Annotated in this window: 7 protein-coding genes; 6 read left to right on the top strand and 1 reads right to left on the bottom strand. The window is 47.5% G+C overall.

The annotated features are described in order from the left end of the window. Positions 1-35: 35 nt before the first annotated feature. Entirely contained in the window at positions 36-1,052 is a 1,017-nt protein-coding gene (locus ACYVD4_RS26565; RefSeq protein WP_460950853.1) for a GntR family transcriptional regulator, read from the bottom strand. Positions 1,053-1,309: 257 nt separating this feature from the next. On the opposite strand from ACYVD4_RS26565, the gene ACYVD4_RS26560 reads away from it, so the two are divergent. The 6 genes from ACYVD4_RS26560 (at position 1,310) to ACYVD4_RS26535 (ending at position 14,030) form a co-directional block, all read left to right on the top strand. Continuing rightward, positions 1,310-4,504: a SusC/RagA family TonB-linked outer membrane protein gene (locus ACYVD4_RS26560; RefSeq protein WP_460950852.1), complete on the top strand. Its 3,195-nt coding sequence runs from the start codon at positions 1,310-1,312 to the stop codon at positions 4,502-4,504. Between the two features lie 12 nt (positions 4,505-4,516). Beyond that, positions 4,517-6,013 (top strand): RagB/SusD family nutrient uptake outer membrane protein, encoded by a 1,497-nt coding sequence (locus tag ACYVD4_RS26555; RefSeq protein ID WP_460950851.1) that lies wholly within the window; start codon positions 4,517-4,519, stop codon positions 6,011-6,013. 122 nt (positions 6,014-6,135) lie between these two features. Continuing rightward, positions 6,136-8,493, top strand: a complete 2,358-nt coding sequence (locus ACYVD4_RS26550; RefSeq protein ID WP_460950850.1) for a DUF1549 domain-containing protein — start codon at positions 6,136-6,138, stop codon at positions 8,491-8,493. A 110-nt stretch (positions 8,494-8,603) separates the two neighbouring features. After that, complete coding sequence (locus tag ACYVD4_RS26545) at positions 8,604-10,031, top strand: DUF1501 domain-containing protein (RefSeq protein ID WP_460950849.1); 1,428 nt, start codon at positions 8,604-8,606, stop codon at positions 10,029-10,031. Between the two features lie 196 nt (positions 10,032-10,227). Further along, positions 10,228-12,573, top strand: coding sequence for a PSD1 and planctomycete cytochrome C domain-containing protein (locus tag ACYVD4_RS26540; RefSeq protein WP_460950848.1), 2,346 nt, complete (start codon positions 10,228-10,230; stop codon positions 12,571-12,573). A 5-nt stretch (positions 12,574-12,578) separates the two neighbouring features. Beyond that, entirely contained in the window at positions 12,579-14,030 is a 1,452-nt protein-coding gene (locus tag ACYVD4_RS26535) for a DUF1501 domain-containing protein (protein ID WP_460950847.1), read from the top strand. Positions 14,031-14,042 lie beyond the last annotated feature (12 nt).

Below are 14,042 nucleotides of genomic sequence, written 5' to 3'. Positions count from 1 at the left end.
GGGGCGGTAAGCCGCTAAAATAATCTCTCCCACCCCTAGAGCGACTTTCGGGCGATGAGTCGAAATGGATTTTCAATATGCTCGACACTGCCGTTAAGGATAAGTTGAGCCGCCGTTCGTCCCATTTGCGCAAAATCGGTCGACATTACGGTAATGCCATCCAGCAGAATTTCCTTAATCGACGTATCATTATACGACAGAATTCCGACCTCCTGCCCAACGGTGTAAGGGGTCTTTTTTATTTTCTTGATCAGCTCAACCAGATCCTCTTCCATCAGGTTGATATACGCCTGTTTCGGCTTAATTACCTCATCCTGAATATTTTGAATAACCCTTGTCTGAAAACCGTGTTCGTAGCAGAATTTATAATAGCCGTTCAGAATGGCCTTCGGATGGTAGGAGTAAGAAGGGAACAAAATACTTAATGTGGAATACTTTTTCAGCAACCCTAGTGCCGCTGTCAGTGCCTGATAAAGATCTCGTTCGAAATTCTGAAATACAGCCGCATAGCTTCCGGTTACACCTTCCAGAAACTTATCCAGAATCACCAGTTTATGTTTTGGAAGACTATTGATCAACTCGTCCGCCTTCTCGTCGCCATCGAAAAAATGGCCGATTACTACGTAGTGCGTGTGGTTATGCGCCTGCCGTAGAATCAAATCCCGAAACATCCGGAAATCGTTGTTGTAGATATATAGGTCGATGGCAACATCTGGCCCCAGCGTCTCTACAAACGAATCATAAATAATCTTTTTGTGTGTGCTTAATTTATTGAAGAGCAGGAAAATCTTCAGGTTTTTGCCGGTTGGCGTATAATTAATATAAAACCCCTTTCCTTTAACCGCGCCAATAATTTCCTTTTCTTTCAACAGCTCGTAAGCTCGCTCAACAGTCCCTTTCGATACGTCAAATTCGGCAACAATTTCATGGATGGAAGGAAGCTTATTGCCTGGTAAAATATCCCGACTTTCGATACCTGCCACTACCGAATTGAAAATCTGTTGGTACTTGGGCGTATTCGAAAAATCGTTGATTTTAATATGGGTAAGCATTACAAGTGACCGATTTAATACGTGACTTCTTCATACAACACCATGCCTTTTAACCCTTAAAAAAAGGTCTCCCCTCTGCTTCCTGCTTCTAAAAGCGTCTCGCAAGCCAGATATATTGATAATTCAAATAAAATCGACCAAATAATCATAAATATAGGAAAGTATAGGAAAGTTACGTAGTGCCTTCTGGTAATATTTGGTTATGAAGTTGTCTTTTTTACAGTCTTCATCTATTCCTAAATCTTATCAATACTCCTATGAACAAACTTTATCAGTTAGCCGCACTAGGCGTGTTAGCGAGCTGGATGCCAAGTTTTGCTCAACAACCCAGAGCAAATCTTCGAGCCAACAATAGTCAATTGCTGGCCCGCTACGTTCCCGGAATAGATAAATTCAGCACAACCGTTGCTCCGGCCGATATTACCGTATCAGGTAAGGTAACTGACGATAAAGGCGTTACGTTGCCGGGCGTAAGCGTTGTTATGAAAGGCTCAACGCAGGGAACGAATACCGATAGCAACGGCCAATTCAGAATAACTGTCCCAAATGGCAATACAGTACTGGTTTTCAGCTTTGTAGGCTACACAAGACAGGAAGTAACAGTTGGCAATCAAACTAACCTGACCATCAGCCTTACCCCCGACGATCAGACACTGAACGAAGTGGTTGTGGTAGGTTATGGCTCTCAGCGGAAACAGGATATTACGTCGGCGGTGTCGGTCATTAACATGCGCGACATTGGTGAGCAACCAGCCAACAACCCAAACCAGATTCTACAAGGCCGGGCACCGGGCGTGGTGGTAAAACAGAAAAATGGGGCACCCGGCGGCCAGTTTGAGGTACGGATTCGGGGTATTGGTTCAATAGGTGGGGGGAGTGATCCGCTCTACGTTATCGATGGTTTTCCGGTTGGTACGTCGGTTGGGCAGAACCTGAACCCCAATGATATTGAGAACGTAACGGTGCTGAAAGATGCGGCATCGACGGCTATTTACGGAGCTAGAGGTTCAAATGGCGTAGTGCTTATTACCACCCGAAGCGCCAAGGAAGGCAAAGTGAACGTCAATCTGTCGCTCGATCATGGTGTACAGAGCGTGCCGATGTCTCGTCGGGTGAAAATGCTGAACGGCGTCGAATTTGCGCAGTTCAAGAAAGACGTTTTCATGGATCAGATCCGGATTCTTCAGAATCGTGAACCATTGGAAAGTGAAGTGCCTATTGGCTATCGTTTCCCGGAACAGACGCAGTATTCAACTGATTGGTATGATCTTATCATGCGAAAAGCCGCACCCTATTCTGATCTGAACCTCGCTGTTTCATCAGGGACTGGACCTATCAAATCAGTACTATCTGTAGGGTATTATAAGGAAGATGGAGTAATTAAAGAAACAAATTACGATCGGATTTCGGCAAGAGCCAATCTGGGCGGTCAAGTCAACAAAATCATTAATGTAGGCCTGAACATTAATGGTACATATACGCGGCAAAAACTGGCGAATACCGATGGCAGAAGTGCATTGGTAGGTGGTGCCTTACTGATGGACCCTCGGGCTACACCGTACAATGCAGACGGCTCGCTGATTCCCTATATCAATGGCGTTGATGGCGTATTCGGCTTCCCGAACCCGTTGTTTGTTCTACAGAATGTGCAACGTCGTCGGAACATTTCGGATCTGCTTTCCAATGCATTTGTGGAGGTTTCGTTTCTACGGAATTTTAAATTCAGAACCTCGGCCAACATTAAGCTGAATAACAATACCTACAAAGAATACGTACCATCGACGATTGGTTTGTCGGTGGCTAATGGTACGGCGGGTGCTCCGCCCCGGATTGCTACCGAAACCGATAACACGGAAGAGCTAACCAACTATTCGCTTGATCAGCTTCTTACCTATCAAAAACAGATTAATACCAATCATAATATTGACGTACTAGCGGGCTACACGGCACAGCAGGAACAGGTACGAGGTTTTACAGGATCGGGAAATACGTTCCCCGATGATCTGGTACCCTTCCTGGGTTCGGCGTCAATACGTTCGGCAAACTCATACGAATATGGCTGGAGTATGCTGGCGTTCATTGGCCGGATCAACTATGCCTATAAAGATAAATACCTGCTGTCAGCGTCATATCGTCGGGAGGGTAGTTCCCGATTTGGGGCCAACAATAAATACGGCGACTTTCCTGCTTTTTCGGTTGGTTGGCGCATTACAGAAGAGTCGTTCTTACCTAAATCAGCGGTACTCAGCGATCTGAAACTGCGGGCAAGCTGGGGGGTTACTGGGAATAATAACTTTCTTACGATCGGTAATTACCCCAGTCTGGCCTTCGTGAGTGCGAATAACTACATTCTAGGCAATGCTTTCTCCGCCGGCAAAGTGGTCAGCGCCTTTGCTAACCCGAATCTGAAATGGGAAAAATCAAATCAGTTGGATATTGGTCTGGATGTCGGATTGTTCAACAACAAGCTGACCCTGAATCTGGAGTATTACAATAAGATTACCAATGATATGCTGCTGCCGGTTTCGATACCGTCGGTCTCAGGCTTTACAACGGCCCTGGATAATATCGGGAAAGTAGCGAACCACGGGTTTGAGATCGGGGGTGAATACCGGACTAATTTCGGGCAGCTTAACTTCCGTACCAACGCCAATATCAGCTTCAATCGTAGCAAAATTCTGGCGATCAAAGGTGCGAACGACATGCTCTGGTACGGCAGTTTCTACGGCGGCTACAATGTACAGAAAGTGGGACGCCCAATTGGGATGATCTACGGTTATCAGAAAGTGGGTATTTTCAATACGCAGGCCGAAATTGATGCCTGGGCCAAGCAGGATGGGGTAATTCCTGGGGGTATGAAGTTTGTGGATACCAACGGCGATGGCGTGGTTTCTTACGATACACAGGACATGGTAGAGATTGGGAACCCGAATCCAGCCTTTACCTGGGCCTGGACTGTAGCGGCTGACTATAAGAAATTCGACTTGAACATCATGTTCCTCGGTGTTAATGATTTTGATGTCTACAGAAATATCGAAGCTTCAACCATGAACATGGATGGCGTTTTCAATGTACTTGATAAGGCAAAGGATCGCTGGCGTTCGCCCCAGAATCCCGGATCGAACCCCAACGCGAAAAACTCACAGGGTGGTACGAGTTATTTCAAATGGTCGCGCGAGAGCAGCGAACGGTACATATACGATGGCAGTTATACCTGGCTGAAAACCGTTACTATCGGTTACAATTTGCCCAAGTTCAAATCGATTCTGAGCGGTGCCCGCGTTTTCGTGACGGGCAATAACCTGTTCATCTTTACCAAATACCCAGGCAATAATCCGGATGCGGGCGTAAGAGGTACGAGCACGAGTTCGAACAATGTTGAGCTGAACAATGACGACGAATCTTATCCGGTTCCAAGAACCGTAGCAGCAGGTATTAAGCTTAACTTCTAATTGGCACAGACAATGAAAAAAATAACCCTTTTATCAACCTTTTTTCTTTGCCTGACACAGTTTTCCTGCAAAGAAGATTATCTTGTTGCCACTGACCCTACACGGATTGGCACGGACCTTTTCTATAAAAATGAAACCCAGTTTCAGCAGGCACTTAGTGGCGTGTATGGTCAATTACAAACGATTACCAACTCGGCTTATATTTTTCAGGAGTTTCCTTCGGATAACACGACACTCGACTTCAACCCACTCGACCGTGGGGGAGCTGCTGGTTGGGAAGCCTTCGAGTTTTCGACCGTAAACCAGGGTAACGGCGAAATTTCCAATGTCTGGAACCAGTATTATCAGGCATTGTACAATGCTAATTATACGCTGGAGAAATTATCGGCAAGTACGCTCGATGCCGCGACAAAAGCCCCTATCGAAGGTCAGCTTAAATTCCTGCGTGCTTATTTCTATTTCAACATGGTGCAGTATTTTGGCGATGTTATCCTTGTTACGTCGACGCTGACCAACCCAAATCAGGCGTTTGATCTGGTTCGGTCGCCACAGGCCGATGTCTGGAAACAGATTGAGAAAGATCTGACCGAATCCGTAACGGCCTTACCTGCTACGTACCCGTCTACTCAACTGGGCCGCGTTACCAAAGGTGCTGCGCTAAGCTTATTGGGCAAGGTGTATCTGACACAGAAAAAGTATGCCGAAGCGGTTACTACGTTGAAACAGGTAACGGGCTATTCGCTGAATGCACTTTATGCCGACAATTTCAATCCGGCACGAAAAAACGGACCTGAATCTATTTTTGAGGTGCAGTATCAGGGTGGTAACGATCTGGGCGAGTGGAGCAACTTTGCATATCTATTTGCGCCACGGCTTTCGGCGGGCGCCATAACTGGATTTGCCAATACCGCTCCTTCGGGACGTAACATCCCGACAAACGATATGATTGCGGCTTATGAAGCGGGTGATTTACGCAAAGATGTATCGCTGAAGACCAGTTATACGCTCAATGGTACGGTGGTAAATATTCCTTACATAACTAAATTTACATATCCCCACACCATTACCGGACGTACGGATAATAACTGGCCTGTTTTGCGCTATGCCGATGTGTTACTGATGATGGCCGAAGCGATCAATGAGCAATCTGGCCCGACGGCTGAGGCACTTGGCTATGTAAATCAGGTACGTAAACGCGCTGGCCTGAAAGACTTGGCTATCACGGATAAAGCCGCTTTCAAAACGGCAGTTATTCAGGAAAGACGGGTGGAACTGGCTTTCGAAAACCACCGCTGGTTCGATCTTAAACGTACCATGACGCCAGCGGAGTTAGCAACCTTTATGAATGCCAAAGGAGCCAAGGAAAAAGCAAAACCAACCGTCGACAGAGGAGGAATTGCGTTTAATGCGCAGGACTACGTCTACAGCGATTTTGAGTACTTTTTCCCGATTCCGGCTCCGCAAATTCTGATCAACAATAAGTTAACGCAAAACCCCGGATACCAATAGAGAGAATTAAATATCTCTTAATCAGGCACCTTTCAGCACGAACCAACGTTATATAGACTTGGATTCGTGCTGAAAATTCCTGAGAAAACAATACGTTTATTGGTTAACTAAATCATTTCGTAGTGACAATTATTGCAGATTCTTTTTGGCTTTGGCAGTTTTTAGGCCGTTTACACCCGCTCTTTGTTCACTTCCCGGTTGGCTTACTTTGCATTGCTTTATTGCTGGAAGCTGTCGACTGGTACCGTAAATCAAATCAATTCCGAGCGGGCGTTACGGCTATGCTCTGGATTGGTACCATCAGTGCCGTAGTATCGGTTATTCTTGGCCTTGTTCTTAAAAGTCAGGAAGATTACGAAGGTAGCACGGTTACTATCCACCAATGGTCGGGCATTGCAACAATGGCGCTGGCTATCCTGACCATACTGGCACTACGTTCCGAACGCATCGCTCTCTATCGAAGCCTGCTTATTACTACGGTCTTGGGCGTTACGTTGGCTGGTCATTACGGTGCGCTGCTAACACATGGCGAAGATTATCTAACAAGCGTATTACCCGGCAATAAACCCGCGATTCCGGCTGGTGGCGAAACCAATTTTGCCTTTGCCAGCGTCAATGCGAATCAGCCGCTTACCGATAAGCAGGTTCAGGATTTGAACATCGAAGTACGTACCATTCTGGCGCACAATTGTTACAGTTGCCATAGTGCTACCAAAACCAAAGGCGAGCTTCGGCTCGACAGTAAAGACAACATTTTCAAGGGTGGTGAACATGGTGCAGTTCTGAAACCGGGCCACCCCGAAGATAGTGAGATGATACGCCGTATCATGCTTCCTGCCGATGATAAAGAAGCCATGCCAACTAAAGGCAAACGGCTCACCGAAAAGGAAGTTGCGCTGCTTTCGTTCTGGATAAAAGCGGGTGCTCCGTGGCCAGATGGTCCCGAAAAAAGCCTGTATCGCGTAGCAGAACTGGCCCCACGTTTACCCGTTTTACCAGCCGCTACAGCCGAACTTACCAATCCGGTCGACAGATTGGTGAACGATTATTTTCAGAAGCACAAAATAAACTGGAAAGCGATTATTGACGACCGAACGTACATACGCCGGGTTTATCTCGACGTAGTGGGTCTGATTCCTACGCCCAAACAGATTGATACGTTTGTGGCTGACCAAAGCCCAAACAAACGCGAAACGCTGGTCAAAAGCTTACTTGATAGAAATACCGATTACGCACAACACTGGCTCACGTTCTGGAACGATGCACTACGTAACGATTATTCGGGCACGGGCTACATCACCGGCGGACGATATGATATTACAAAGTGGTTGTATTCATCGCTGAAAAAGAATAAACCGTACAACTGGTTTGTCCGTGAACTGATTAGCCCAACAAAAGAATCGGAAGGATTTATTAAAGGCATTAAATGGCGGGGAACGATCAACTCCAGCCAACGTACTGAAATGCAGGCAGCCCAGAACGTAGCGCAGGTTATGCTGGGTCTGAACCTCAAATGTGCTTCGTGTCATGATAGCTTTGTCAGCGACTGGAAACTGGACGATGCTTATGCCTTTGCCAACGTATTTTCGGACACTACGTTAGAAATTAACCGCTGCGACAAGCCAACGGGCAAAATGGCTGGTCGCCGGATTCTGTATAAAGAACTAGGACAAATCAGCGTTGATGCGCCCACTGAAAAACGACTTCGCGAACTGGCCGATTTTCTGGTTCAGCCAAAAGATGGACGGCTTTATCGGACACTGGTTAACCGAATCTGGGCGCAACTGATGGGACGCGGCATTGTTGAACCCGTGGACGTAATGGACAATGAACCCTGGAGTCAGGATTTGCTGGACTGGCTTGCGTATGATTTCGTACAGAACGGCTACGATATCAAGAAGTTGATTTACACCATCACTACGTCCAAAACGTATCAGCTTCCGTCGGAGGGGATTAAAGACGCGGATTTAATTACGGCTCCAACCTACGTTTTCAAAGGAATGGTACGTCGTCGACTGACGGCCGAGCAGTTTGCCGATGCAGTAAGTCTGGCGTTTAATCCTATTTACCAAGATACGTCGCTGGTGAAAATGCTACCACCGACTATACAGAAAGAAGTGCCTTTTTCACGGGCCTCCCTGGTCAAAAACGATCCATTTTTAACGGCACTTGGTCGCCCAAATCGCGAAACGGTGAGCACCAGCCGAACCTCGCAAGCCAATCTTTTGCAGGCGCTTGAACTTACCAACGGCACTACGTTCAATCAGGCATTGAAATACGGAGCCGAAATCTGGAAAGCAAAATACCCATCGTCAGACGTACTGGTTAAAGAACTCTATCGCAAATCATTAGGACGCGATCCGCAACCGAAAGAGTTGGCAGTAGCCGAGAAAATAGTTGGCAAGACTCCGACTGTAGAAGGAATTCAGGATTTGGTCTGGGCCATGGCGCTCCACCCCGAATTTCAATTGATTTATTGATTTTAATGAACAATGGATAATGGACAGTGAATAATGGGCTGCTAGTCTTACCCTCGCTCTGTATCAGACATTATTAATTTTACATTATTCATTATTAATTTTTCGAGGCTATGAATTACAAATGGAATCGGCGGGAATTTCTTCAGAAAACCAGTGCTGCTACGTTAGCCGCTTTGGCCGCTGGAGCCCCTATGCCAAGTTTACTGTCAGGTTGCACCAGCAAACCGGGTCAACGCGGCACTGCCGATACAGTTATTTTGCTCTGGATGGCCGGTGGCATGGCCCACACCGAAACGTTTGACCCCAAACGATATACGCCCTTCGAGAAAGATATGGAGGGAAACCGGGTACTCAGTACGTTCAAATCAATACCAACGGTGCTCGATGGCATCCATTTTTCGGATGGTCTTCAATCCATCGGCAACGTAATGGATCGCGGTACATTGATACGTTCCTACGTAGCAGCCGATATGGGACATATTCTGCACTCACGGCACCAATATCACTGGCATACCTGCTACGAACCTCCCCAAACCGTAGCGGCTCCGCATATCGGTTCCTGGATTGCGAAGGAGTTAGGACCAAAAAATCCAGTTATTCCGGCCTTTGTCGATATTGGTCAGCGGTTTACCGTTGGTGAAGCTGAAGAGTTGAAAGCCTTTCATACAGCCGGTTTTCTGGGTAATGAGTTTGGTCCGTTTTTCATTCCTGATCCGAGTCAAGGGCTTGAAAGTGTTCGCCCGCCTATCGGTATGGATGCCCGTCGGTTCGAGCGACGGAACCAGCTATATAACGAACTGATTAGCAATAGTCCGGTTGGTGAGTTTGGCAGCGATTATCAGAAAGAATCACTACGTCGGTCGATGGAGCAGGCGTATCGGCTATTGAACTCCCCCGAAGCGAAAGCGTTTGACCTCAGCACCGAGCCAAAGCATATTTACGAACGCTACAACACTGGCCGTTTTGGATTGGGTTGTTTACTGGCGCGTCGACTGACTGAACAGGGGGCACGATTTATCAGCGTAACGACTGAGTACGAACCGTTTAAAGGCTGGGATACGCACGAAAACGGGCATACACGACTGGCCGATATGAAATGCCAGATTGACGGGCCAATTGCGCAACTGATTCTGGATCTGGAAAAGTCAGGCCATCTCGACCGTACATTGATTGTGCTTGCCAGTGAATTCAGTCGCGATATGATGGTTGAAGGTCGCCCCGATGTGAAAGTACAGGAACAGGTCAAGCAACCCGATATTTTGTCTGACATGAAGTTTTACGGTATGCACCGCCATTTTACGGATGGCTGTTCGATGCTGATGTTTGGCGGTGGGATAAAAAAAGGATTCGTTTACGGTAAAACCGCCGACGAACGCCCCTGCAAAACCATCGAGAATCCGGTACGTGTCGACGGTATTCACCAGACTATCTATCACGCGCTTGGCATCGCACCCGACACACAGTATGAAGTGGAGAAACGCCCCTTTTATACAACGCCCGATGGGAAAGGCAAAGCAGTAATGGACTTGCTGGCGTAAGGTAGTTAGCACCCCATTATTAACAATAATAAACCCCACGGCAGCGGCCGACCGTCCTAAATCCCTCCCCCGTAGGGAGGGACTTCAAAAAGTGACAAGTAAAAGTCCGGCAGCGGCCGACCATCTCCCTACGGGGGAGGGATTTAGGACGGTCGGCCGCTGCCGTGGGGTTTACACGTATAACTTAATTAACTCGATGAGACAGCTATCGTATTTTTTATTCGCTCTGGTAGCCGGTGCGGTCTGGTTTATACAGGCCTGTACAAATTCATCAGCGAATCAGGCTGATAACGAAGCGCTTCCCGACAAGATTAGCTATAACTTCGACATTCGTCCTATCTTGTCGGACAAATGTCTGGCCTGTCATGGCCCTGATGCCAACAAACGGGAAGCTGGTCTTCGGCTCGATGATCCTGAGAGTGCGTTCAAAGCGTTGCAGGAACATCCCGGCGCACATGCTATTGTGGCTGGTAAACCTGAATTATCAGAAGTTTTTCTGCGAATTTCTTCGCAGGATACGTCGACGCTGATGCCTCCGGTTAATTCGGGGTTGAAATTATCAGCTCGGGAAATCAAGCTGATTGAGAAATGGATAAAGCAGGGCGCTACGTATGAAAAGCATTGGGCATTCGTCGCTCCTAAAAAACCCGAACTACCTGAAATCGATAACACCGATTGGCCAAAGAACGAGATCGATCATTTTATTCTTGCGAAGCAGGAGCAGAAAGGGCTGTCTCCGAATGAGGAAGCCGATAAGGAGCGGCTTCTGAAACGGGCAAGTCTGGACCTGACCGGTTTGCCGCCCAGTATGGAATTGATGGAACAATTCATGGCCGACAAAAGCGATAAGGCTTACGAAAAAGCTGTCGACCAGTTATTCAAAAATCCGGCTTATGGCGAGAAGATGGCCATTCACTGGCTCGATATTGCTCGCTACGCCGATTCGCATGGGTATCAGGACGATGGCTACCGCACACAATGGCCCTGGCGCGACTGGGTCATTCATGCCTTCAACACAAATATGCATTACAACGATTTCGTGACCTGGCAACTAGCTGGCGATTTTCTGAAAAGCCCCAAAGGCTGGAGCGGACCGGGCACGGCATCTAAAGAGCAACTGCTGGCTACGGGCTTCAACCGAAATCATAAAATCACGGAAGAGGGCGGGGTAATTCCAGAAGAATACCGGATTGGCTACGTAACAGACCGTACCGATTTGTTCGGAAAAGGATTGCTCGGCGTTACGATGGAGTGCGCGCATTGCCACGATCACAAATACGATCCATTTCCGCAGAAAGAATATTATCAGCTCTTCGCCTTTTTCAACAACGTAAAGGAAGTTGGTATTGAGTCGGTAATTGGTGGACCTGATACGTATGCTAAAAAGCCGTTAATGGAAATCTGCGACGAAGACGTAAAGGATTTACTATCCTTCGTTAACAAGCTGGATACCAACAAATTGATCGTTTCAGTAATGTCTGATCTGGATACCACACGGAAAACATTTCTGCTGAAACGTGGCGCTTATGATTCGCCCGGCGACGAAGTTCAACCCGGCACACCGACTGCGATTCTGCCGTTTAACAAAAACTACCCAAAAAACCGGCTCGGACTATCGAAATGGTTATTCGACCCGAAAAATCCGTTGACAGCCCGTGTGTACGTCAATCAGCTTTGGCAGCAGTTTTTTGGCAAGGGACTGGTAAAAACGGCGGGGGATTTTGGGATGCAGGGCGAACTTCCCTCCCACCCCGAATTGCTGGATTGGCTGGCGGTCGATTTCATGACCCACAACTGGGACATCAAGCGTTTGGTGAAGCAAATGGTCACTTCTGCTACGTATCGTCAGTCGGCGGTTATCACCAAAGAGAAATTACAAACCGATCCTGACAACAAATATCTGGCACGTGGCCCACGCTATCGAATTGATGCAGAACTAGTTCGTGATTTGGTTTTGAGCAGTAGTGGCTTGCTGAATCGGCAAATTGGCGGTCCGAGTGTGAAACCCTATCAACCACCCGGATTATGGGAAGGTGCTACGTCGGGACGAGGACTTTTATCGATGTACGTACAGGATCACGGTGCTAAATTGTATCGGAGAGGGATGTATACGCTCATTAAACGTACCGTTCCGCCCCCGTCGATGGCTATTTTCGACGCCAGCAATCGCGATTTGTGCGAAGTACGTCGGTTAAAAACCAATACGCCCCTGCAAGCCTTAATCATGCTCAACGACCCAACCGTACTGGAAGCGTCGCGCGTGTTGGCAGCTAATTTATTGCAGGAAAAAACCGCTATCGACGATAAAATTGGTAAGGCATTTCGGTTGATTGTGAGCCGAAAACCTAACGAAAAAGAGGTTTCTGTACTCACTACGTATTACGAAAACGAACTGAAGAAATTCAATAAATCAAGCGCCGAAAAAGCGCTGGCGGTGGGCGAATACCCTATCCCGAAACAAGTTGACAAAGTGCAACTGGCCGCTTTGATGCGCATTGTCTCAACTATTTATAATCTGGAAGAAACCATCACAAAGTCCTGAACGCTATGGAAAAGGAAATCTTGGAACACGGACTCAATTTTAACCGACGTCGTTTTCTGTCAAAGCTGAGTTTGGGCATGGGGAGCGCAGCGTTAGGCTCGTTACTGATTCCTGACTTATTCAGTGGTAACAGCACCGACGAAAGTCTCGCACCCGGTATACCTCACTTTGCGCCCAAAGCGAAACGGGTTATCTATCTTTTTCAGAACGGCGCACCTTCTCAGCAGGAACTATTTGATTATAAGCCCAAACTGCGCGAAATGTGGGGTCAGGAAATTCCACCATCCGTTCGGGGTATGCAACGATTAACGGGCATGACGGCTTTTCAAAAGGAATTTCCGCTGGTTGGTTCCTTTGTCGATTTCAAGCAGTATGGTCAGTCGCGGGCGTGGGTAAGTGATCTGATGCCGTACACAGCCAAAGTGGTCGATGATCTGTGTTTCGTAAAGTCGATGTATACCGAAGCCATCAATCATGACCCCGCGCTTACGTTTCTGCAAACGGGTTCGCAACAAGGCAACCGCCCAAGCATGGGTTCGTGGCTGAGTTATGGGTTGGGCAACGAGAATAAAAATCTCCCTACGTTCACGGTTCTACTTTCACGGGGAATCGGAAACGGTCAGGGCGTATATTCCAAACTCTGGTCGAACGGGTTTCTGGATTCGATTCATCAGGGCGTTCAATTCAGCAAAGGGGAAGATCCCGTTTTGTACTTACGCGACCCCGAAGGAATGGATAGGCAATCGCGTCGGGATATGCTCGATAATCTGGCGCAACTGAACGAAATGGGTTATCAGGAGTTTGGTGATCCCGAAATCACGGCGAAGGTAAAGCAGTATGAAATGGCTTATCGGATGCAAACGGCGGTGCCCGAAGTGATGGATTTATCGAAAGAACCCGACGATATCATCAAGCTCTACGGCCCCGATTGTCTGGTGCCCGGTACGTTTGCCGCCAACTGTTTGCTGGCGCGTAAACTGTCGGAAAATGGTGTTCGATTCGTGCAATTGTATCATCAAGGCTGGGACCAGCACGGCAATCTCCCATTCGAAATTGCGAAACAGGCAAAGGACGTTGACCAAGCATCAGCGGCACTCATCACCGATCTCAAACAACGTGGATTACTTGATGAAACATTGGTAATCTGGGGTGGCGAATTCGGACGTACCAGTTATACGCAAGGGAAGCTGACAAAAGAAAATTACGGACGCGATCATCATCCTCGATGCTTTACGATCTGGATGGCGGGCGGTGGAATAAAACCGGGAATTGTTTACGGCGAAACCGACGAAATGGGATACAACGTAGCAAGCAATCCCGTACACGTTCATGATTTTCAGGCAACCGTTTTGCATCAGTTAGGACTGAATCACGAAAAGTTGATTTTCAAACACTTAGGCCGTCGTTATCGATTAACCGACGTATCAGGAAAAGTGGTTCATGATATCATTGCCTGAACCGGAAAACAA

The sequence above is a fragment of the Spirosoma daeguense genome (genome assembly GCF_054776875.1).
Note: the sequence above shows the minus strand (reverse complement) of the source record. Positions and strands in the feature narration are given on the sequence as shown.